The following is a 23,435-nucleotide window of genomic DNA, read 5'->3' on the forward strand; positions in this document are numbered from 1 at the left end:
AAACTGCTTCAGAGTGTCGTCATGAAGGTATAAATATTTGTATAAAGAGTATTACTTATGGCCAGGAGGGGAAGGAAACCTGTCTACGGGGACGTTCCCTGTCCCTCTTGTGGAAGTAATCACGTGGTTAAGAACGGGAAGATAAGGGGAAGGCAGTTCTACCTGTGCAGGAAGTGCGGGAGGAAGTTCGTGGAGGGAGCGAAATATCGTTACGATAGGAGCGTGAGGGAGAGGGCCCTCAGGATGTACGCGAACGGGATGAGCATGAGGGCCATCTCCAGGGCACTTCAGGTCCCACTGGGCACGGTATTCACGTGGATCAAGAGGTACGGAGGGAAGAAGTACGCGAAACTCGCGGAGCTGTGGAGGAGAGCCAGGGACGGGGCTACCCCATATTGTTGTGTAGGAAAATATAAAGAACCCGCGTTATAAGCTTTCATGGTCCGTCACCTGGAAGCGGGCAGCGTGGAGCTGGCGAAGGTGGTAGGAGTGGTGCCTGATGACCGACATGGGACGCGACTTCCACCTCGCGTTGTTTCCATGGATAGCCACGAACAGGTAGGTCTCCAGGTAAAGGAGGGACGGGAAGTAACCTCCGAGGTCGTCCTGTATCCCGTCAAGGTAGGAGTTGAAGCTCTCGGAACTGTTGTTGGTGTAGATGTAGTGCCTCACCTCCCTGGGAAAGTTCAGGAAGGTGTAGAGGTCTGAGGCCTCAAGGAGTCGCCTGGCTCGCCTGGGCGAGTAGGGCTCCACTACCTTGCTGAGGGACTCGAGGATGGCCTTTCCCTCCTCAACGTTCCTGGCCGACTTGAGGGGAGATGGGAGGAGACCTTCTCCTTCTCGCCGTCCGGAAGCGCCCTGTACAGGTTCCTGGCCAGATGAACCAAACAGAGCTGGTGCTGGGAGGAGGGGAAGAGCGTGGAGATCAGCCTGTCCAGTCCCGGGAAGTCGTCCGTGACAATCACGTCAACCCTGCTGACTCCCCTGGAGATTAGCCCGTTGAGGAAGTGCCTCCACCCGTCTATATCCTCGTTCTCCCTTATCTCGTAGTCCAGGACGAACTTGTTTCCGTCCAGGTCGACGCCGATCGCCACGTATACTGCTTTCTCCTTCACCACCTCGTTCTCCCTGACCTTGATGAACTTCACGTCCGCATACACGGCAAATAGGTCGTGGGGGAGAGGAGTGGATTTGAACTCCATCAACCTTCTCGCTATTCTCTCGACCACCCTGTCCATCACCTCCGGGTACTCTATCCCCCTGCTCCTCAGGACTGCCTTGACCTGGCCTGGGGACAACCCCTCCAGGACCAGGGCCTCCAGGAACTCCTCGTAGTCCTCGCTTGTCCTCTCTCCCTTTTCAGGCAAAATCCTTGGCCTGAAGCCCTTCCTCCTCGTCCTCGGAACCCTCCTAAGCTCGTCGTCCCTGGTCCTCAGGTACCTGAAGTACGTCCCGTTCTTCACGTCGTCGTGCTCCTCCAGGTACGCGTCCCTCTCCGCCTCCATTGCTGCCTGGAGCACAAGCTCCTCTATCTCGGTGAGGGACACGCCCTTCTTAACTGCCTCCTCCAGCACTGCCTTGGCCTTGGCCTTTACCCTCTCTGCTTCCGGACTCATGGTATTACCCCTTCCGGGGATATTTTTATTTTTTGCCATTATTTTTCACCTCGTACTCCACAACTAACCGGGGTAGCCCCAGGGACGGGCTGAATGAGGGCGTGAAGGTCGTGGACGAGATGTGGACCTACTTCAGGAGGAACGCGAAGACGTTTTACTTGTGGGTCTTCACGGGATTCGTGTTCTCCAGGAAGGGAATGTACGTCATGTTCTCCGTGGGAGACAGGAGCGAGAACACGTTTCAGGAGCTCGCGCAGTACGTGCCCGAGAAGGGGACCTGGGTTTCGGACGACTACAACGTCTATTTCCTCCTCCCCGAGCACAGGGTCGTGTCACCCGTTAACCCCAATGAGTCCCTCCACTCGTCCCTCAGGGACAGGCTCGTGAGGTTCAAGAGGGCAACCAAGGCAGTGAACAGGAGCTTTGATATGATGAGGTACTCCGTAGGTCTCGTTCTGTGGGAGGGGGCTGGTGCCAGAATTTATACCTCAATGATGACACTCTGAACTGCTTTCAAGAGCTATTAACGTAGACCTTTATGTATTCCCAAGATACCGAACAAATAGTATCTTCACAATAAAAGCGAGAACATGTTCGCTTAGGACTCACCGAAAGAAAAGGTAAGAAACTATAACTTCATTTCCCTGATTAAGCATTGTGTTTTTGGAAAATCCACTCTAAACCTTTATTTAAGAACTATAACTAATATATTCTTATGAAGTCCTATCCAACAAGTTTGGTCAAGATTACTGTAAGAGGTATTCATGATAACTGCTGGAGTACAGACAAAAGATTAACTAAGGGCATTAAAATCCTTGATTTTAGAATAATTGATGATAATCATCTCAGAATGCTTGTGTCAGTACACAAGGACAATATAAGCATCCTACTACGATTACTCAGGGAAACATACAATCTGTTTATAGTTAATGGAGTTTCTGCGTATGGTACAAATAACTATATTGTAAGCTTTGTTAAGAATATTCACGAAATTTCTATACCTAAAATGATTGACATGTATCACGGTTACTTTCTGGGTAGTATTTACAAGAATGGTCTTGAAGAATGGAGATTTGTCTTACCCGAACGCGAGACAAGGATTGTTCTTTCAGAGATCAAAAAGATCATGAGCCAAATGGAAGTAGAAGAAGACAAATATGAACCTGTTGAACCGATCGACCTCAACGATAAAGAGATAGAAATCTTGAGAGTTGCTACCGAAATGGGCTATTATGATAATCCTAAGGGAGTAGACTTAGAAGAAATTGCAAGAATATTGCATATGTCACCATCTAATGTTAACTATCATTTGAGAAATATAGAAAGAAAAATTCTAGTCAGTTTCATGAAAGGACACGGTGCCATATCCCGTGTGAATGAATAGTATTTATTTTCTTACGGATATAAGCCAATCAAAATATGAAAGTTTTGTACTTTTATCTTAGCGATTTATTTTTAAGATTAATATACTGTATATAACTTACTAACATCTTTCAACGGAATCATATTAATAGAGAACAAAATATGAACTAATCGCATTATAAAATACTAAGGATATTTCAGCAATAAATCAATAATGAAGATAAAGTACACTTTCTAGTCCGCCTTGTTCAATAACACTTCGGATTTATACTTCTCTTCTATAAGGTTATCACGTTTATTTGGAACTTTTTATTGATTTAGCCTAAAGTCCATGGTACATAGCGAACTAGATCATACAATAAGAGATATGCTTGATGCGCAAATAAAAATTCATGCCAATAACGCTATCTTCGTCAGTTGGAAATCTCCGTGTGCTCCATCTAGAAAATATTAATGAACCGCTCTCTCCCTAGTTATTTTTACAATATATTCTTCCATTTCCGTTGGACCCATATCACCTCTTTTTACATCTAGCACTAATTTACCCTGATCCATTACAAGGATTCTTGTTGCTATAGAATATACATGGTATATATTATGGCTAACTATTATTGCTGATGCGTTATCTTTATAGGTTTCGTTTATTACTCTTTTTACGAAATTCAATACCTCGTTTGCCTCATACACTGATAATGCACTTGTGGGCTCATCTAATAGGATGAGACTGGCATTAAACATAAGAGCCCTCGCTATTGCCACTAATTGTCTTTGTCCTCCTGACAATTCTCCAGCTAACTTATCTGGGTCTACCTTGATCCCTAGGGATTTTAAAAATTTTTCACTCTCCTGTTTCATTCTTTTCTTATCTAGAAATATCCCTTTTTTCTTCTCAAAGGATAGATATATGTTCCTATATATGGGCATTGTCGATATCAAAGCCAAATCTTGATAGACAATCTCTATCCCTGAAATCCTAGCGTCATAAGGGGACTTAAAATTTACCTTTTCTCCTTTAAAGTATAGGGAACCCTTGTCTGGTTTATGATAACCGGCTAATAACTTCAGTAAGGTCGACTTTCCTGCACCATTATCGCCCACTAGTCCAATTATTTCCCCATAATCTATCCTAAACGAGACATCGTTTACTGCTGGGAAATCCCCGTAATACTTGTAAAGGTGATCTGCAACAAGTAAAGGCTTGCCTTTTTGTTTCTCGTTATTAATGTAATCCACAGTCATTGTACCCACCTTAAGTTTGAACTTTCCTCCTTAATAATTTTTCATTGACAATAGCGATTGATACAAGCAGAGCACCTACGAATGAATAGTAATAATATGAAGGGACCCCAGCAAGTACCAATCCCACGTATATTGCACCTATTGTTAAGGCGCTAAACACTGTGCCTTCTACGCTTCCAACACCTCCAAACAGAGACGATCCCCCTATAACCGCAATTGCTAGCACAATAAGGGGTAGGTCTTGTCCCTCCACAGGTGATATGGTAGTATAATAGAGTAGGGACATTATTCCCACAAGTCCAGCGATAGTACTGCTGAATATGAAGAGAATTATCTTAGTAAGCCTAGTATTCACTCCAACAGCATATGCCGCATTTTGAGATCCACCAGTTGCGAATATGTGATTCCCAAACCTAGTATGTTCCAGAAGAATGTAGCTTAACACGGCAAAGATAATAAACCAGGCTATCCACATGTTAAAGCCATAAGGAAGTCTCCCACTTAGGTAATACCAAAATGGAACTCTTGAGAGGCTTACAGATATTTCAAACCCTCCTGTTGTCACAAATATCAAACCCTCTAAAAGGAAAGACGTGCCCAGGGTTGTTATAAAAGATGGGACACGAAGGTATGTTGTAATTAACCCGTTACCTAATCCTATAATTGCTGAAATTACAAGAGCTAGGAGTAGCGCTAAATATGGACCAAGAGTAGGTAATGCATATCCGAAAATCATACCAGAAAAAACGAAGACCTCGCCCACAGATAAATCAAATTCTCCCCCTATGAGTAGCAAAGTAACAAATATAGCTATTATTCCATCCTGAGTAGCGACTAAAAGTATATCACTCAGGCTCTCCGGAGTGAAGAACAGTTTATTTATAGCATCAAATAGAAACATTATTACTATAAAAATAATTAATATACCTAATCCTCTCTTTTCCCTAAATAGCCTAATTATATACGAGCTACTCAAAACAATCACCCAATATTAATTGGATTAGCTATATTAAAAAATTTTATCTTGATGATGCTTTCATTAATTACATGACTATTACAGATATCTGATTACGTCTCTGAAAATGTCCTGAACTATTGCGGTTATATCGTGTTCTAAGGACTGTAGTGATGTTTGATTTCTCTCGCCATTAATAATAACTTCATAGTAACCTTTCTTATGAATAAATTGTACCGTGACTCTAGAAAGCAATTGCTTTGAGTTTATGTGACCTAATATCAACGGATTCATATATACGCCATTTGGATCTCCGCCTACTTTTAGATAGGATGAAAGTAAACTAGTCTCCCCATTTTGTTCTTCTATCAGTTGAACATTTTGGGGAGTAATTATAAATGGACCTGTGGAGATGTTATAGATTGCTGGAGCTAGATGTAGCTTTATATACATAAACATTACAATAACACTTAAGAATCCCTGTTCCATGGGCTGTTGGTCAACAGTACCGTCATCTATCCCAGCTTTAATTGCATTAATAGTGGTGTTATCATAATCGAAAGAGAATAGGGCAATCTTATGTGCCAGACCGGTCTGATTAAGAGCTGCTACAGCCGGATCGGTTCCTGCGGGTCCTAAGGTGATGATCACTTGGGTGTTTGGGTGATCAGTGAGGTATGAGGATATGATCGATTCGGATTGAGCAAAGTTAAGATTGGTAGGTACTACTGTAGCGTTGGGCAGCCCATTCTGATTTAATACATAGTCTATACCAGCTATCCTTTCTGTTAAGGAGAACTGACCTGGTTCATGGTTAAAAATAACGATGTTTGTTGGTTTCTGCCCATTATGAGTTTGTTCATACCAAGTAATTATATAATGAGCCAATCCTACCCCAGCTTCGTAGTCGTCTTGTCCAACGTATGCTATTGTCTCGTTATAGGGGAATGATGGATATGAAGAGGAAGTGGGAATTGCGTTCACCACTAACACTGGTATTCCTTCTTGATAGGCCTGATTAATATATGGAATTTCTGCTGAGGGAGCGGGAACTGAAATTATTAGGCCATCAGGCTTCGCAGCCAATGCACTGGACAAGAGTTGCGTCATGGCTGAGATACTGAAAGTACTCGGAGCCTCATAAATAACCTTAATTCCTAATAGAGCTGCTGCATATTCAGCTCCCTCTATTACTGGTATCCAGAATGGATCCGTGGGAGCACCATGAGTTACCATGTATATCGTTATTCCAGAATTTGCGGCTGCAGCTGGAGGAAGAGTAGAGGAGATTGTAGAATTACTTGTGGTTGAAGTTACAGGGGTAGGAGTTGTAGTGGTAATATGTGTATAAATTAGCACGCCTGCGAGTGCACCTACTATTATTACTAGTGCTATAATTATAGGAATATACTTATTCATAGCTAATTCACCTATCTATTGAGTTTATCTTTCATTTCTCCAGGTATAAAAGTTTTATCGTAGTGTCCATAGTGTCGTCATAAAGGTATAAATATTTGTATAGGGAGTATTACTTATGGCCAAGAGGGGAAGGAAACCTGTTTACGGGGACGTTCCCTGTCCCTCGTGAGAGTGTCCGGATTGAGAAAAATTCAGCAAGAAATTATCTGCAAATGATAGAATTTTAGCAGAACTGTGGCGTAATACTTAAGTGGGGGAGAACGGACATCATACCATGAACACCTTAGATATCAAGAGACCACAATACGTGGTGATGTCCGTTCCCCCACTGGAAGATATGCCCTCCAGGGATAAAATCCTTTTCCTCCTCATGCCCGTGGTGGAGATGCTGAGGGAGAGGGTCGAGGGGAGGTTACCGGGCGGGTTCACGTACTTCAAGCTGCTGATCGTGATCGTTTTCACGTGTTCCTTGAGGGACGCGGTGAACCCTGTGAACACGGACGTGGTGGTCAGGCTCTTCGTTGGTGAACGCGTTGGGAAGACGACCCTGTTCGACTTCCTGGAGAGGTTCGCAAGGGAGAGGAAGAACCTGCTCAGGGAGATAGCTAGGGATCTGGAGTGGAGATGCAGGACCATGTACCTACCGTCTAGCGCGCTCTACGAGGGGATCGAGTGGCTGGTGGACTCGTTCCTGCTGGACCTCCCTCCCGGGAAGACCAGCCTGGAGACCATGATGGAGAAGTACAGGCTTGACGCTGTGAGCCTTGGACCTGTGGACAGGTTGAAGGCGTTCGTTAAGGCCAGGCTGAGGGCGAGGACAAGGAGGAGGTTCCAGGGAAGGTGGACCAAGAAGTGGACAAGGTCGTACTTTGGGCTCAAGGTCTTCCCGCTCATCTCGCCCGCCCTCTTCGTCCACGGTCTTGAGGTCGAGTTCGCCAACTTCTCCGACGCGAGGTGCAGGCTGTCCAGGAGGGGGCTCAAGCTCGTGGACAGGGGTTTCAGGGAACGCGGTACCTTCGTACACCCCCGCGGTCCCTGGAAATACCTTCGTCCCTACGTTAGTACTTTGTGGAAGTTTTTATCCATTGTTTTCTACCTCTATTTCATCTAAATCCAGATATTGGACCACATCAAGATTAAACTGATCGTGATGTTCCTCGAAGAACCTCCTCACCTCCTCCCTTGCCTCTTCCACGTTGTTGAAGAACCTGTTCGCAAGGTGGAACTTCAGGTCCTTGAAGATCCTCTCCACAGGGTTTAGCTCTGGCGAGTACTTTGGGGTGAAAACGGGTCTCACTCCCCTTCTCCTGAACAGGTCCAGGATAGCCCCCGTCTTGTGGGAGGAGTGGTTGTCAAGGACGAGGTACTTGGTCTCCCTGCCCCACTTCCTCTCCATCCTGTAAACGAAGCTCTTCATGTTCTTGCTGGAGAGGGAGTTGTAGAGGGTGTACAGCACCTTCCTTGAAATGGCGTCAAGGGCGAGGAAGACGTAGAAGTGCTGGAAGCCCAGGTTCACCCTGATCCTGGGCCTGGAACCCCTCCTGGCGAGGCACCTCCTCACCGTGGTGCCCACCACCACCCTTGTCTCATCGAAGAACGCTATCCTGCGTCCCATCAGTTCCTTCACTTTTTTTAAAATCGCGGTGCTTCTCCACCTCGGCCCTGGCGTTCACCGGCCTGGGCGTCACGAAACCGTACCCCAGCTGGTGCACTACCCTGTAAAGGTGATACCTATTGTAAACTATCCCCCTCTTCCTCAGCTCAGCGTTCAGCGCCCTCATGGTCCACCCCTCCAGGTTGTATCCCAGCTCCCTGGGACTTGTCTCCAGCACCTTCTTCACCTCCTCGCTGGAGTACTTCCTGGGCCTACCCGACCTTGGCCTATCCCTCAACGCTCCGACCCCTCCCCTCTTGTACTTCGCGACCCACTTCTTCACCGTTGAGTACGAAACCCCGAGGACCTCGGCCACCCTGTACTCCCTGAACCCGTCCACGAGGTACATCTTCACCCCCAGTATTCTCTGCCTTATCCTAGCATTCTTTTCCTCCCTGTAAGCCTTCTCTAATTCCTCCACATTCTATATTAGTAATACCAAGATAAAAACTTTACCTAAGTACTAGTGGAGTACTTCGGGATCTTCCTTAAGCAGCACTGGAGGCCCTACGCTGAGAGCGGGACCAGGAACGAGGCCTTCATTTACGTGATAGCCATCACGTACAACATGGTCCACTTCCTCTCCATCCAGAGGAGGACTCCTCCCCACCTGCGGGCAGTGCAGTTCCCCTGACGTCCTGGGACGTGAAGAGTCAGGGTGAAGCGATGATGACGTATTAAGATTTGCTCTTAGATATAAATTATGTAGAATTATTTAATCCTTCTTCAAGGTGCAAGCTTGATATGACTGATTAATATTATACATTATAGTCAAATAAGCCGAATTTTGTGCATTCCGGACACTCTCTCGTGCGGAATCACGTGGTTAAGAACGGGAAGGTGACGGGAAGGCAGTTCTACCTGTGCAGGGAGTGCGGGAAGACGTGAAGGGAGCGAAGCACCATCACGATGAGAGCGTGAGGGAGAGGGCCCTCAGGATGTACGCGAACGGGATGAGCATGAGGGCCATCTCCAAGGTACTTCAGGTCCCCTTGGGCATGGTATTCACGTGGATCAAGAGGTACGGAGGGAAGAATGAGCAAAGCTCGTGGAGCTGTGGAGAAAGGCTGGGGAGACATTGGATGAGGGCGTGAAGATGAACGAGATGTGGACCTACTTCAGGAGGAACGCGAAGACGTTTTACTCGTGAGGGTGTCCGGACCGAGAAAAATTCAACGAGAAACTGTTTGAGTTTCTAGGTTTTCGCAGAATCAGAGTAATACTTTAGTTTAACATGTCAAGAATCACGTAAAGTCATTCCTGGAACTTTCCATGGAATTAAGGTCTCACTAATTCAACTTATTTATCTATATTTTCCTATCAAAATAGATTGAATTTTATGCGTTCTGGACACTCTCTCGTGGGTCTTCACGGGATTCGTGTTCTCTAGGGAGGGAATGTACGTCGTGTTCTCCGTGGGAGACAGGAGCGAGAACACGTTTCAGCATAGTGACGTCATCAAGGCATAAATTCTAGCTATCCCTTTCCTATGACACGGGACCTATCCGTAGGATATGAATATTGAGTATCAGTGTGTAGCATCTGAATTATTTCATCCAAGATTACATATTCGTATCGTTAGTTTTCCTAGAGGACCGCGAGTTATTCAGTGATTATACGGACTAGACTACCCGTACCGTGTATGCCTCTACCACGGGGAAGTGGGCGACGTTCCTCATGACATGGTATAGCCGGAACTTGAGCAGGAGTACCTGGTCTGAAGGACTGGCCCTAGTACTGTTGCTGAACACCTCTTCATGGGGATCACGATCTCGGCCCTCTACCTCCTCCTGCTCCACTCCCTGGAAGATCCCTGTAGGTCTTCACAAAAATGGCGTAATACCCATTGAATTCGTGTCCTCTGAGAGGAGGAAGGACAGGATTGGTCAAATTACGACGAGGTGAGGAATGCCTCCCTAGACTCCGAAGGAGTGAAGGACAGGATTGAGTCGATGAGTGACGGGACGGGATGAGCGCGAAGCGGAAGGTATGCATGAGTGAGAAGGAACCAGCATCAAGGTGGTTCGTAAATAAGGAGAGGATGAACATGGTGGAGTGGAGATGTGGAACTCAGAGATTGAGTCCGCGAGATTAATAGGATTAGGGGAGGGAGGTAAGGTAGTCAGGTTTGGAGACAGGGCGTATGACTCCAACGGGATTTACGAGCTGGTCCCTACCCGGTTACACTCGGGAAGGATGCTAACTCTTCAGACACTCCACACACCACACGCTAGTATAAATGAATGTTGTTTTATGTCTTCCAACAGATGTTGCACATGTTACTACAGACTAAAATAGATTTATCATAAATATATAGAAAAAATTATAAAATGTTTTAACTTGAGGCTACAAGCATAAAATATTTTTATTAAATAGCTTTAAACAACATGACATGAAAGCTGTTATTTTTGACATCGATGGGACGCTACTCGAAAATTCGAGGGCTCACAAATTAGCTTTCTCCACACTTTTTAAGAGATATGGAATAGATAAGCATAAATATAATAATCTAATAACACACGGAATGACGGATAGAGGTATAGTCTACGAGGTATTTAGAATTAGTGGGTTTCAAAAATCTGAACAAGAACTGGATCTCCTCGTTAAAGAACTCTCGGATATCTTCATGGAGTTCTTTGAACCTTCGGATGTGGCAATGCTACCGGGCGTAGCTGATCTCTTGAAAGAACTCTCCAATAAAGCCATACTTGGAATAGGAACTGGTAACTGTAAGAAAATTGCATTGGCTAGGCTAGCTGCTGCCGACCTACATTCTTACTTCAAGTTCGGCTCTTTTGGAGATAACTTTCTAAGGCGAGAGGAAATGTTACAGGAGGCTCTGAGCCTAATACCTCGTTCAGAGAATTTGGATATTTTTGTGATAGGTGACACACCTAAAGATATAGATGCTGCCAAAAAAGTACGAGCTACTGCCATAGCAGTGGCCACGGGAAATTATACCGTTGACCAGTTGGCCGATGCGGATCTTGTCGTCGAGAACTTCTCAGTTGACAGAAGAAAAATAATAAACTTTATTTTAAATCACCACAGTTATAAATCATAATCAGGCCAGTATTTTCTCATGGCTTCATCGTCGAGATCTAAGCCTATTCCCGGTTCTTCGGTCAGGTTTATGAAACCTTTATCTATTATTTTCTTTTTATGCTTTATAATATCATTCCAGAAAGGAACGTCATGCCCATGAAACTCCAGCACTCCCAGTGTATTTGCTGTGGAAAGTACATTGGCATAGGCCATGGTCCCAATGGGTGAGGCGGTATTGTGAGGAGAAAGTTCTATATCATACATTGAGGCGAGTTCACCAATTCTTCTGAGTTCAGAGATACCACCGCATTTTACTCCGTCGGGAGTCCATACTTTCACTCCAGTTTTAAGTAGGTCTTTAAACTGGTATACGGTGTATAGATTTTCACCTGTAGCAATTTGACCGCAGTACCTTTCCAATAACTGTAACTCATCCATATTATAGATCGAGATTATAGCTGGTGTGGGATCCTCTATCCATCTTAGCCTATAGGGCTTCAGAGCTTCACAGATCCTTATAGCAGTATTAAGGTTAAATCTCCAGTGAAGATCTACCATTAGGTCTACTTCCGTGCCCACAGTTTCTCTAACGGCTCTCATTATGTCGGCTAAGTAATCTATATCTTTTAGGGTAAGTTCACCGCTCCTTATTAGATAATCTTTTAGATATGGGGTAGGGATATCTAAATCAAATTTCAGTGCGGTAAACCCTTCATCAACTAGCTTCTTAGCTCTCTTAGAGTAGGCTTCTGGCGTATAGTCTTCGTTCCACCTTTCAATGGAAAGCCTACCATGGACTGGGTTGGACGTGGTAGCTAATCTTTGGGATTCCACTTCGGCTGACTTTATCCAAGGTAAATTAACTGGCAAATGCATAGCATTCATCGCCTCTAGTCCCTTTCCTCCATGCGCATCCACATATACCCTTATAGATTCCCTATCTCCACCCAATAACCTCCAAACTGGCACGTTCAGATATTTCCCTATTAAGTCAAAGAGGGCTATATTTATTGCAGAAATAACATGATAGACAGTGGTTCCCGCGTAGAGAGAAGCGAACCTAAGTTTCTGCTCAATCCTGTTTATCTTAAATGCGTCTTCTCCCACCAAGAGTTGCCTGAACTCGTCTTCCATTCCCTTTAGACCTGGTGCAGGACCAGCTTCACCAGTTCCATATAGGCCGTTATCTGCATATACCCTTACAAATGACCACTCAAAGTTTGCTTGCGCAGTGAACAACTTGAAATCCTTGATTTTTAGATTCATATCAACCCATCATAATGATTCCTTGCGTATTGGCTTTAAATTTTTTTATTTGCAGGCATGAATGGGGTTCTAGGATTTTTAATATTTCATACTTATAATGAGAAATTTATCTATTTAATGAAACTCTAAAAACGATATCAATGTGGCAGACCCCGGTATGGTTTGTACATGATATTTCAATTGATTTTTAAATTTTCCTAGATCTATATAATCAGTCATCACCGGTATAATAAATAATCCAATGTGCATTGGTGGATAGAGTGTCTAATAAATGGTCATCAAAATCTGGCTTGGTTAAGCCATGGTCTCATGAGGGGTTAGGCTCGGTTTCAGAAAATCCACACTATGCACCCTTGTTCTAGATACAAATAAGGCCTTTTTAAGATTTCATACACAAGATAATTTATATGCTCATAAAAACTAATTTTCTTAATAAAAATTTTAAATTAGTTATAGATCTTTAACTAACTTGAGGCTTGCTAGCCTTCTCTTTTTTCTTATTCTTAAATATTCCCATATAAAGCCTTGTCTCCAGTTCATCTGGAGTAAGATTGGATGCTTCGGGCATCATTAGGAATGACCATAGGGCTACAAATAAAATTGCGGCACCTAACAGGGCTAACGCGCCTCCGAAGCCCACTGCAGCAACTATGGAGGGGATAACGAACGAGCTGGTGGCTGCTCCGATCCTGGAGAATGTAGATGCTAATCCCATTCCTGTACCTCTAACCCTAGTAGGCCACAGTTCTGCCAACGTCATTGTATATGGACCTGGCCCGAAATTCATGAAATAGTAATATGCTGAGAATAATCCCAGCACTGCAAGGAAAGGAAGAACCTTAAGAGATTCATATATGGCTAATCCTACAAACATATCAATGCCCATTATGAGGGAACCCACAATCACTAGAATTCTTCTTCCAATCCTATCGTAGTAATAGGCAGCAGTGTAGTAACCCAAGAGTGCAATTCCCCAGTATAACGCCGAGGCTAAGAAAGCGTCTGCCTTAGATGTGAGGCCAAGTCCAGCCGTAATATATGGTGTGTATAGGTTTGCTCCATAGGCTGCAACGTCGAAAACCGGCCACCAAACCCACGCAAATAGGGTTACCAGCCACATCTTACCTCTAAATAAATCTTTGATGGAACCTTTAGTAGCTTGTCCAGTGGATATCTTAGCGTCTGAGCTCCCAGCGATTTTCTTTATGGAATCCTCTGCTTCCTTTTCCCATTTCTCCTTTTTAGCCCCTCCAAGTTTAGCTTGGATTTCAGCCCATCTAGGAGATTCCAATATACCTGTCCTCAGGAGGATTACCACAAGTCCCCAGATAGCTTCGGAAGCTAGCATTACTCTCCACGCTAAGTTCGGATTTGATGCTAGACCTACGGCCAGTGCATACGCGGTAAGAAATCCTACGATCGAACCTATTCCCCAGAAGCTATTCATAGATGCTAGGGCGAAGCCTCTCCTTTTAGACGGAGCATACTCAGCAACTAGAGTTGGTGAAAGTGCATAATCTCCTCCTACACCAATTCCCACTAGAAGTCTTGTGATGAATAACTCAGCAAAATTGTATACAAGACCAGAAAGAAGTCCGAAAACAACCAGAAATGTTAGATCGAAAATGTAGAGGAATCTTCTGCCAACTCTGTCAGCAATTGAGCCAAATACAGGTGCACCGACTGCCACGCCTATGAAAGCAGAGGCAGCTAGAAGTCCCGTATCAACTGCGTTTAATTTCCATAATGGGATGAGGAAAAGGAGAGCTGCACCTATAATTAGTGTATCATATGCATCGACGAATTGCCCCATTGAGGCTGTAAACCATGCATACCACCAGTATCTGGGCAATTCCCTAAGACCTTTATTCTCGAAGTCTTCTGTTCCTCCTAAACCTTTATCCTTTGAATCTTTACTTTCCACTCCCATGGCCTCAATTCATTTTTGTTTTAACTTATTTAAAAGGTTTTCGTTTTATCATGATACTCTATTATATTGTAAGATTTTATATAGTAATTTAGTAATTAGGAAATAAGATAGCTCCTGGGAAGGCCTTGAATTTCCTTTTAGGTAAAATATAGTCATACTTTTAACCCTCTTGTGAATACATTAAATATCAGAATCAAGGAGGAGGCCAAAATTTTTATATTAAGCTTAGGCAAAAGGAGATAAACTTTTGTTTTAACTTTTCGAAATAATCTAATCTCGATTCTTAAATCGTGATTTCTGGACGTCAAAACTAGCAAGTATAAAGACGTTAACTCGCAAATATTCGAGGCTTCACGATAGAAGTAAGGCAAAGCTTATATATGGAAGATTGTGATAGTGGCCACCTCTTGAACATTGCTAAGAGTTAATTACCGTAGAGACCAACTTTTAAGAGTATGAGTCCCATCTAATTGATAGTTAATAAAAATAAAAATTTCACGATTTCATGAATTCAGGTCAATATGGAGTATCTGAAAGCCATCCTCAATCCATTGTTCAGATGGGCTAACGATAGGTAAGTACTGGATTTCAGAAAATCATGCTAATTTAGTGGTTTGATGTATGAAATCTCTATTAGGCGACATGTTAAATCTTCTTTCAATTAGATATTTAATAGATGCTCACAAGGCCTTAATTACAATAACTCCAGGCACTAGGTTAAGCATACTCTACATGAGCGTTACTTTCACTAAAACTTGCTTTCACAGATGGAGAATATAAATGTACGTTACAGCTAGTATCAGATTAAATGCGATCGGAACAACTGAATAATTTTCTCTTTCTCTAAGATAATCCTTTAGGCCAGGAAAATGGATCCTAGGATATGCTTCTCTACTTTCATAATGATCTTCTAGCTTCAGAGATTTAGTAAACAATTAAATTACCTAAAACCTCACGTAGTATGGTAAATTAAACTTATTAATTAAGCTGACATGAACTATTGATGTGAAAATAGCTGTTACCACGTTATGTTGGGGAAAAATAAAAGACAAAAACGAAATGCAAACTGTCTTACATGAGGCTAAATCAATAGGATATCAAGGTATAGGATTGGAATTTAGGCTTCTCCCTAAAGAATTAATTAAACATCCACATAAGATTGCCATAATGTTGCACGAGACTGGGATTGATAACGCTGGTGGTTATTTCTCGTTAAGAGAAGAAGAACTGGATGTAGCAGAGAAAAGTGGTACTACACTTTTATGGATAGTTGCTCGTGAAAGGGACTGTTCCAGTGCTATAGAGAAAATAATAACATATAAGAAAAAGTCCAGCGAAAAGGGCATAGACTTAGCTCTCCACAATCATTTGAGGACATGTTTCGAATCGGAACCTGAGATAGTAAAGTTGCTAGAAGTGGTTCCAGATCTAAAGATATGTCTTGATACTGCACATGCTGAAGCTGCTGGAATTAATATTATTAATTTTATAAAGAAATTTAGCAATAAAATAAGTCTTATTCACTTAAAGGATCTAAGAGCAAGATTACCTAAAAGTGAAGTTAGATTTACGAGAGACTTTGTAAATGTGGGCCAAGGCATAATAGACTTTTATGAGATTTTATCAACATTAAAAGATGTTGGTTATGATGGCTATGTTATGTTAGAGTTCGATAAAATGGAGAGAGAAAAAGTAAAAGAAGAGATCAAAAAAGGATATTCTTACATAAGAGATATACTGAAGAAGATATAACATAGTTTACCTCCTAGTTATGATGAATAAATAATTAATCTTGATTCCTTATTTAAAATTTTAAATAAGTTATTAAAACAATGTATATAGAAGCTTAAGTTTGATGATCTTAATGAAGTAATTACCACCACACAATTCTGAAATCTATATAGAATATATAGACTATATTGTCCTATATAGTTTCTATAGATCACCGCAAAGTTAAAAAACGATAATTGAGAGTAATCTCCCTTGGATGTTTCAGAGATGGTGGTAATACCGATAATGATGCTTTTATTTGGAGCCTTGCTGTCATTCATGGTAGGCGGCAATAATGCTGTTCCAGGTATTTCCATTTTAATAGCAACAAACGTAATAAAAAGACGATACGTGATAGTCGTAAGCTGTTTGGCAATGTTCTTAGGAGCATATTTGGGGAGTATCCGGATGGTAAATTACACTTTGACTGTGTTTTCTGGTCCAATGCAACTACTTCAAATAATAGGTTTAAGCTCCTTACTGACCTCACTAGGTTCCTTTTATTTCTTAAATAGAAGGGGAATTCCCACGTCATTGAGCCAAATGCTACTTCCATCTCTAGTTATATTATCCCTTATTACATCTTCTATACATATTTACTGGAGTAAAGTTGATCTTACGGTTATATCATGGGTTATTGCACCAATCGCATCTGCTTTCTCGTCTATCATTTTGATAAATATAATAAGAAAAACTATAAATAGATTTATAGATAAGAATCTAATAGTATCTATGAAAATTTACAAAATATTAATTTTAATATCATCTAGCCTTATTATTTTTGTATTAGGGGCCAATACTATAGGTCTCATAATATCCGTAGGATTAATTGGATCACGTAGTATTAGTATTATTGTACCATTCGTTTTCGCAGTTATGTCGGCACTGGGAGTATTACTCCTTTCTAAAAGATCAGCACTGAAGATGGGGTTTAAGCTGGCTAAATTAAATTATTCGTCTTCGTCATCTGTCATGCTATCAAGCTTCCTAGTAAGTGAAATATTTACGTTGATCGGAATACCTATTTCACTTACCCAAGTTACCATGGGAGGCATTATGGGAATAAGTCTACTAGACCTTAATCGGTCAAATATACCTGAGCTCAAAAAAATACTCACAACTTGGTCCATCGCACCAACCGTGTGCCTGCTAGGATCGACAGTGTCCTATGAAGCCCTTTTATCCATATTGCTCCACTATTAATTTCATAGTATTGTCATAATAGGGATAAATTCTGGGATCAATTTCCTCTCCCACAGAACTAATCCCATCAAGTATCTCATGGTCTCAAAACTCTTGCTCAATGCCTTAATATCCCTCATGAACTTAGTAAATCTATTCCTTAAGGATGAGCAAGGGACTCTCCCTAGAAGGTTCTATCGCTCTTGTCCTCACGTAAAAGACCATGTACATGTCATTCCTAGGAATACGAATGTCACTAAAAATCCCCATACGCGAAATGCTTAAGTGTATACCATGCTAAAGTCCAGATCTTGTTAATGACATTGATATCTTGGTCCCCTACATTCTCGCACCCCAGAGCACCATGATCTTGGCGTCCCCACCCCATCCTCTTGATCCATGTGAAGACCCTTCCTAGGGTACCCGAAAACTTCGGAGAGCATAGTGCCGTCATAAGGGAATAAATGGGCTACCACACAATGTTGTGTATTTAAGGAGCCTTTGACGTGAAATACACAACAAACCGAGCTAGGCCCGAATAAATTATAAGCTCCACAGAGTCAGACGTAACCTCATGGCATTACTAGAGAGATTTATACCAGAACGACACTACGAATCGCGGGCCTATTTTCCTTTACACAGAAAATATATTATAACATTTTACTGGTAATTTTAAACATACTAGTGAAAGGTTTAAATAACACATATCCTATATGACAAATAATGGGAACATGTCACTCCATATTATCCACGATAAAATAATGAACCTAATAAACGGTAAACTGGTAGAATCCTCATCGCATGACTATCATCCCATATTTGATCCAGGCAAAGGAGAAGAGATTGGAATGGTACCATTCTCGTCTAAAGATGATGTGGATAAGGCGGTAGAAAGTGCTTCTGACGCTTTTGAGAGTTGGAGCAAACTTCCAATGCCTGATAGGCTCCAATACCTTTTCAAGTTAAAGGTTGCTATGGAGGAGAAAAAGAAGGAATTGGCAACTGCCATAACCATAAATCACGGAAAAACCTTGACCGAAGCTATAGGAGAGCTGGATAGGGCGATTCAAAACATCGAGTCAGCAATATCCCTTGGATATACTCTGTTTAAGGGGCAATATATGAGATCGGTTGCTGTAAAAATTGATGAGATTTCTGTGAGAGAACCTATAGGCGTTGTGGGGATTATCGCTCCATTTAATTTTCCTATTATGGTCCCATTCTGGTTCATTCCATACGCTTTAGTCTATGGAGATACGGTAGTAGTTAAGCCCAGCGAAATAACTCCATTGGGCATGATGCTAGTAGGTGAAATACTTCAGAAGATCTTTCCCCCAGGAGTTGTTAATATCGTCAACGGTGCCAAGGAATCAGTAGACAGAATCTTAGAACATGGAGATATTAAGGCGGTAACATTCGTGGGATCAACTAACACGGCTAAATATATTTATGCGAAGGCAGCAGAACACGGGAAAAGAGTTAGCGCTAGTGGAGGAGCTAAAAACTTTGCAGTCGTAATGCCTGACGCTAAGTTAGACGATACTGTGAGCAACTTGATCTCGTCGTTCTTTGGAAGTGCAGGTCAAAGATGCTTGGCTAACGCAAACCTAGTAGCAGTTGGAGATGTTTATAATGAGTTAAAGCGAAAGTTCGTTGCTGCGTCAAAGTCCATGAGGGTAGGATATGGACTAGATGAGGGAACTGACGTTGGCCCTGTTGTAAATGAAAATGCTCTAAGAAGAATCAGAGGGTATATCGAGAAAGGCGTAGAAGAGGGCGCCAAGTTAATACTTGATGGTAGGGATGTCAAGGTAGAGAGGTATCCAAAGGGATATTATATAGGTCCTACCATTTTTGACGAAGTGTCTCCCGATATGGTAATAGCCAAGGATGAAATATTCGGTCCTGTAGCATCCATACTTCATGTCAGAAACTTAGACGAGGCAATTGACCTAGTAAATAGAAGCAGATATGGCAACGCATCATCAATATTCACATCCGCTGGGGGTGTTGCAAGGGAATTCGCTTCTAGAGTAGTCGCTGGAAATGTGGGAATTAATATAGGAGTTGCGCAACCTATGGCATTCTTCCCATTTGCTGGAATGAAGGAGTCCTTCTTCGGTGCGCTACATCCTCAAGTGGAAACTCTTGATCTCTTCACAGATAGAAAGGTTATAATTGAAAGGTGGTTCTAAATTTTAAAGCCTTCCTTTTTTGTATAGTTTTTATCTAAGGCATAAGGCCTTTATAGTTATTTTAGGTCGGACCATTTACGTCTTCATTGCGAATTGTATTCTAGTTTTTCGTTTCTTATTATTCAGTATAGGATTAATTGAGTAGAATTGTCTTGATAGTAGAGAAAAGAGAAAATAAGATATATGGATACTATTCCATACTATATAATAATTATTGAGAATACTCATGGCGCCATCAATTTTGCAAAAATTGTTACACGACGACATAGTGTAATCATAGTGGCATACTTTAAGTTTCAAGGAGTTCAATGCGAAGTCATAACGCCATAAGGCGAATTTATGCAAGTTTGACGACATGATACACGACGAAATAGCTTTGAGATCTAATTCCCTGCTCTCTTAAATTATGCTGATGTGACGACAGTATGAACACACTTTATATTATCTAAAATAAAATTATAACGAGATTACGTACCGGAAGATGAAGTTAATTCATGATAACTATATTAACTATAATTTAAAAATGTAATTAAAATGCAAGATCCAATTAGAAAAATATATAAATTTATTCTTCGGAAGGTATAGAGAAGAAATATGTCTTTCACTCTACCCATTACCAGAACGGGAAATTCGAGTATAGTACCCCCACCCCCATATTATTATGGTGTAACATACATAGCGTCTCACGTAAAGTTTGAATGTAAGAAAGCATCCAAGATACTCCCTGAGTACCTGACGACTGATGGGGAAGGGTGGATTTATGTAGCAGAATTCATATCAGTAATGGGAGAAAAGTGGGAAAATATGTATATGGATCCAGATTTAACGCAATATATGGAGGGCGCGATAGGACTAAAGGTTAATTTTGAAGGAAAAAACTACCTTTATTATCCTTTTATGTGGGTCGATAAGGATTGGGCATTAGTCAGGGGATGGTTAGACGGTTATCCCAAAAAATTAGCTAAGATAAGCATGACAAAGCTTCATCCGCTTTTACCAAAATATGATTCGCCCAAAAGTGGAATAAAGCTGGGAGGCTATGTGGTAAGAGGAGGAGGTGTCATGTTTAGATTGAGGGTAGAGCTAGCTGAAAAAGCGGAAAAAATTCCAGTAAGTGATTTTGGCCCTTTTCTTAACATCAGGAGATTTCCAAGCAGAGGGGATGGAGAAGAAGAAGTATATGAGCTTGTCAGTAGAGTGAAAGAAGATAGTAAACTTGAGAACGTATGGAAAGGAAACGCAGAAGTGGAACTTGGAGGATATATCAATGACGAGGTTAACTTGTTAGAAATAGAAAAAATATATAGTGGATATCACTTTCTACAGTATTTTAAAGTAAATAAAACTGTTTTACTTAAAAAAGGACCTTAACCCAGACGGTCAACGAATAGAGCCTTGTTTTTCCATAGTGCCGTCAAACTCGCATAAATTCATTCTATAACGCGGTAACTTAGCACTTTTCATTCAGGTTTTTGTTGATTTCGATAAATATTCAATGTATTATCCTGAGAAAATTACGTATAACAAGTTAATCATGATATTTCTTATAAATAAAAAAGATATTGTGATAGTTAACGATAATTCAATATAGATAGAGATGTTAAGTAAAACTTACTTTTAGGCAACCTCACTAAGTAGTCGTCATTTAGGCATCCATAAAAATCCTTAATTTAGAGTTCTGCCTATGTTGTTTTGACCTCCAATGATGTATAAAGCAATAATAGTAGGAGCAGGAAGATTGGGTAGAATCCATGGAATAAACCTAAAGAATACCGGAATGGTAGAAATTGTAGGCGTAGTAAATCCATCCAAGGAGAAAGGAATGAAACTTGCAAGTGAGTTGGGCGCTATCTATTTCAACGACTTCCAGAGCTCTTTAAAGGCCATGAAACCTGATATGGTGATCATAGCTTCGCCTATGAACACTCATGCTAATCTAATTATTGAGTCTGCAGAAAACGGTATCCACGTATTCACAGAAAAACCTATGGGGATAAATTCCAATGAAAATAGCAAAATTGTGTCATCGGTACAAAAGAATAAAATCAAGCTACAGATTGGCTTCCAGCGATTGTATGATGATAGCTTCATAAATGCTAAAAGATTATTGGACAGCAACGCTATCGGCAGGCCGTTAATTGCAGAGCTTATTAGTAGAGACCCGACCCCAGAATTTCTACCCTATTTACCCTATCCTGGAGCCATATATGATGACTTTGTAATACATGATTTTGCCACATTGGTTTCATTTTTTGGTTTCAAGAGAATGACCGTCTACTCAACCGCACTCGCCTTTTCATTTCCACAATATAAGGAGGCTGGGGATTACGACAACACGTTGGTGAACGTGAAGTACTACGATGGTCCGCTGGTCAACATAGACACCAGTAGGTGCTCCAAGTACGGCTACGATATAAGGCTGGAGGTACTTGGGGAGAACGGCCTGTTAAAGGTCGAGAACGTTACTGACTACCAGACCTTCGTGTATAAGGGGGATTCCGTCACTCATCCTCCTTACCTGTGGTTCGAGGACAGGTTCAGGGACGCGTACAGGAGGGAGATAGAGGCCTTCGTCAAGGCGGTGATGAACGACGAGAGGACCTTTCCTGACGAGGTCTTCGGGATGCAGGTGGGAAGGATATCCGATGCGGCGAAGAAGTCGGCGCTGGAGGGAGTGCCGGTGACAGTTGAATGAAGAACGCGCGACGTGGAAAAGGAATATAAAAAATTTTTATTTTTATAGAGATATTTTAATGTGTGGTAGCCGCTAAGTAATGTTATAGACTCTCTTTCAATTTAATGTTTAGTAGGAGTAATAGGACCTCAATTACCTATACTCCACACACTAGAGATATTTCCTAAATATTCTAGAATTTATTTCATAAAACATATGAACTTATATGCGCCTCCATGCTAACTCCATAACATCTAAACAATCATTCCTTAAACCTCATGAATATCGCTCTTACAGGAGATCCATCTAGTCCAACAAGATTCAGCGGCATAACAATAAATATTCCAGTTACAAAGTCTATTTTAGTCCCTCTAAAAACAGCCTCTAGATTGTATAGTCCTTCCACTATTAATATATCATTCTTCATTAATTCTACATGGGTCAAGATTGCATCATCTCTACTCATTCTGGGAGTTGCAACTTCTACTGTACCTGACCAACCAGCAATGCTCGGACTATCTATCCCCACTAACCTTAGATTATTAAAAGAGGCCAAATATCTTGCACTATCAGGAGTCAGATATCTCCAATCATATACTGGAATGTTGTACGGCTTCTTGAACCCAGTATAGAGAATTACTGAGGTGGCTTTCGCTATCTCTTCTTCGAATTTCTTTAGCTCATTCACTAGTATTTGCATCTGTCCTCCATTACTCACATTTATAAGTAGGGCATCCGTTACGAATCTATCCACTGTGAATTTGTCGATACTATTTCCACTGGTCATGTGAGATGGGGCATCAATATGAGTATAATCTTGTGTAGTTATACATATTTCGTGAGCTTCAGACCTATCTCTTTCCTTGTATCTTATCTTGTTAATCCTTATTGGGGGCATGGTAGGCCACATTATTGCGTTATGGGTCAACGGCATGGAAAAATCGTAATATTCAAAATTGCGTAGAAACTCTCTGATTTGTGACGTATCTTTATTCGGAAGATCTCTCATCTCTCATTGATTAATTTTTAGTGGGGTAGTATGTAAACTTTTAGATTTCATTGTCGCTTGTAAATCCTGAAGGACCTCAGTCCTCTTTTTTGTTAGGGCAACCGGTCCGCTGATTTAAT

General features: G+C 41.7%; 19 protein-coding genes and 4 pseudogenes. 14 read left to right on the forward strand and 9 right to left on the reverse strand.

The annotated features are described in order from the left end of the window. Window positions 1-57: 57 nt before the first annotated feature. Window positions 58-381, forward strand: a pseudogene (locus QVC96_RS09970) (IS1/IS1595 family N-terminal zinc-binding domain-containing protein); the annotation flags it as partial. 45 nt (window positions 382-426) lie between these two features. Here the strand turns inward: QVC96_RS09970 and QVC96_RS09975 are convergent. Beyond that, window positions 427-1,655: pseudogene (locus QVC96_RS09975) on the reverse strand (IS256 family transposase). Window positions 1,656-1,720: 65 nt separating this feature from the next. Between QVC96_RS09975 and QVC96_RS09980 the strand changes: the two are divergent. Continuing rightward, a pseudogene (locus QVC96_RS09980) lies at window positions 1,721-2,111 on the forward strand (IS1 family transposase); the annotation flags it as partial. 220 nt (window positions 2,112-2,331) lie between these two features. Beyond that, complete coding sequence (locus QVC96_RS09985; protein WP_287689134.1) at window positions 2,332-3,000, forward strand: helix-turn-helix domain-containing protein; 669 nt, start codon at window positions 2,332-2,334, stop codon at window positions 2,998-3,000. A gap of 428 nt (window positions 3,001-3,428) precedes the next feature. Here the strand turns inward: QVC96_RS09985 and QVC96_RS09990 are convergent, their stop codons facing one another. The 3 genes from QVC96_RS09990 to QVC96_RS10000 form a co-directional block, all read right to left on the reverse strand. Further along, window positions 3,429-4,217, reverse strand: a complete 789-nt coding sequence (locus QVC96_RS09990) for an ATP-binding cassette domain-containing protein (RefSeq protein WP_287689135.1) — start codon at window positions 4,215-4,217, stop codon at window positions 3,429-3,431. Window positions 4,218-4,227: 10 nt separating this feature from the next. Then, window positions 4,228-5,193, reverse strand: a complete 966-nt coding sequence (locus tag QVC96_RS09995) for an ABC transporter permease (RefSeq protein ID WP_287689136.1) — start codon at window positions 5,191-5,193, stop codon at window positions 4,228-4,230. 78 nt (window positions 5,194-5,271) lie between these two features. Next, complete coding sequence (locus QVC96_RS10000; RefSeq protein ID WP_287689137.1) at window positions 5,272-6,591, reverse strand: sugar ABC transporter substrate-binding protein; 1,320 nt, start codon at window positions 6,589-6,591, stop codon at window positions 5,272-5,274. A 274-nt stretch (window positions 6,592-6,865) separates the two neighbouring features. Here QVC96_RS10000 and QVC96_RS10005 point away from each other — a divergent pair, with 274 nt between their 5' ends. Further along, complete coding sequence (locus QVC96_RS10005; protein ID WP_287689138.1) at window positions 6,866-7,702, forward strand: IS5/IS1182 family transposase; 837 nt, start codon at window positions 6,866-6,868, stop codon at window positions 7,700-7,702. Here QVC96_RS10005 and QVC96_RS10010 read toward each other — a convergent pair. Then, window positions 7,670-8,206, reverse strand: coding sequence for an IS630 family transposase (locus tag QVC96_RS10010; protein ID WP_287688834.1), 537 nt, complete (start codon window positions 8,204-8,206; stop codon window positions 7,670-7,672). The two genes, QVC96_RS10005 and QVC96_RS10010, sit on opposite strands and share 33 nt — an antisense overlap. Then, entirely contained in the window at window positions 8,178-8,666 is a 489-nt protein-coding gene (locus QVC96_RS10015; protein WP_238027283.1) for a helix-turn-helix domain-containing protein, read from the reverse strand. The genes QVC96_RS10010 and QVC96_RS10015 overlap by 29 nt, the downstream gene beginning before the upstream one ends. 45 nt (window positions 8,667-8,711) lie before the next feature. On the opposite strand from QVC96_RS10015, the gene QVC96_RS10020 reads away from it, so the two are divergent. The 5 genes and pseudogenes from QVC96_RS10020 to QVC96_RS10040 all read left to right on the forward strand — a co-directional run bounded on the left by QVC96_RS10020 (window position 8,712) and on the right by QVC96_RS10040 (window position 11,309). Continuing rightward, window positions 8,712-8,879 (forward strand): hypothetical protein, encoded by a 168-nt coding sequence (locus tag QVC96_RS10020; RefSeq protein WP_287689139.1) that lies wholly within the window; start codon window positions 8,712-8,714, stop codon window positions 8,877-8,879. Window positions 8,880-9,034: 155 nt separating this feature from the next. After that, a pseudogene (locus tag QVC96_RS10025) lies at window positions 9,035-9,389 on the forward strand (helix-turn-helix domain-containing protein); the annotation flags it as partial. 533 nt (window positions 9,390-9,922) lie between these two features. Further along, entirely contained in the window at window positions 9,923-10,150 is a 228-nt protein-coding gene (locus QVC96_RS10030; protein WP_287689140.1) for a hypothetical protein, read from the forward strand. Between the two features lie 64 nt (window positions 10,151-10,214). Then, window positions 10,215-10,340, forward strand: a complete 126-nt coding sequence (locus QVC96_RS10035) for a hypothetical protein (protein WP_287689141.1) — start codon at window positions 10,215-10,217, stop codon at window positions 10,338-10,340. A gap of 297 nt (window positions 10,341-10,637) precedes the next feature. Beyond that, window positions 10,638-11,309, forward strand: a complete 672-nt coding sequence (locus QVC96_RS10040; RefSeq protein ID WP_287689142.1) for an HAD family hydrolase — start codon at window positions 10,638-10,640, stop codon at window positions 11,307-11,309. Here QVC96_RS10040 and QVC96_RS10045 read toward each other — a convergent pair. Beyond that, the gene (locus QVC96_RS10045; RefSeq protein WP_287689143.1) at window positions 11,297-12,556 is read right to left on the reverse strand and encodes a mandelate racemase/muconate lactonizing enzyme family protein; all 1,260 of its coding nucleotides are present in this window, start codon (window positions 12,554-12,556) and stop codon (window positions 11,297-11,299) included. The genes QVC96_RS10040 and QVC96_RS10045 overlap by 13 nt on opposite strands. Window positions 12,557-13,016: 460 nt before the next feature. Then, window positions 13,017-14,486, reverse strand: a complete 1,470-nt coding sequence (locus QVC96_RS10050) for an MFS transporter (protein WP_287689144.1) — start codon at window positions 14,484-14,486, stop codon at window positions 13,017-13,019. A gap of 1,005 nt (window positions 14,487-15,491) precedes the next feature. Here QVC96_RS10050 and QVC96_RS10055 point away from each other — a divergent pair. The 5 genes from QVC96_RS10055 to QVC96_RS13945 all read left to right on the forward strand — a co-directional run bounded on the left by QVC96_RS10055 (window position 15,492) and on the right by QVC96_RS13945 (window position 22,328). Then, window positions 15,492-16,238: a sugar phosphate isomerase/epimerase family protein gene (locus QVC96_RS10055; RefSeq protein WP_287689145.1), complete on the forward strand. Its 747-nt coding sequence runs from the start codon at window positions 15,492-15,494 to the stop codon at window positions 16,236-16,238. Window positions 16,239-16,469: 231 nt separating this feature from the next. After that, entirely contained in the window at window positions 16,470-17,459 is a 990-nt protein-coding gene (locus QVC96_RS10060) for an inorganic phosphate transporter (RefSeq protein WP_287689146.1), read from the forward strand. A gap of 692 nt (window positions 17,460-18,151) precedes the next feature. Next, on the forward strand, window positions 18,152-19,633 hold the full coding sequence (locus QVC96_RS10065) for a CoA-acylating methylmalonate-semialdehyde dehydrogenase (protein WP_287689147.1): 1,482 nt from the start codon (window positions 18,152-18,154) through the stop codon (window positions 19,631-19,633). Between the two features lie 594 nt (window positions 19,634-20,227). Further along, window positions 20,228-21,004, forward strand: coding sequence for an acetoacetate decarboxylase family protein (locus tag QVC96_RS10070; protein ID WP_287689148.1), 777 nt, complete (start codon window positions 20,228-20,230; stop codon window positions 21,002-21,004). Window positions 21,005-21,338: 334 nt separating this feature from the next. Continuing rightward, complete coding sequence (locus QVC96_RS13945) at window positions 21,339-22,328, forward strand: Gfo/Idh/MocA family oxidoreductase (RefSeq protein WP_425597995.1); 990 nt, start codon at window positions 21,339-21,341, stop codon at window positions 22,326-22,328. Window positions 22,329-22,569: 241 nt separating this feature from the next. Here QVC96_RS13945 and QVC96_RS10085 read toward each other — a convergent pair whose 3' ends face one another. Beyond that, window positions 22,570-23,316, reverse strand: coding sequence for a cyclase family protein (locus tag QVC96_RS10085; protein WP_425597950.1), 747 nt, complete (start codon window positions 23,314-23,316; stop codon window positions 22,570-22,572). Window positions 23,317-23,435 lie beyond the last annotated feature (119 nt).

It is taken from the genome of Metallosphaera javensis (ex Sakai et al. 2022), from assembly GCA_021654415.1.
Classification (GTDB): Archaea; Thermoproteota; Thermoprotei_A; order Sulfolobales; family Sulfolobaceae; genus Metallosphaera; species Metallosphaera javensis.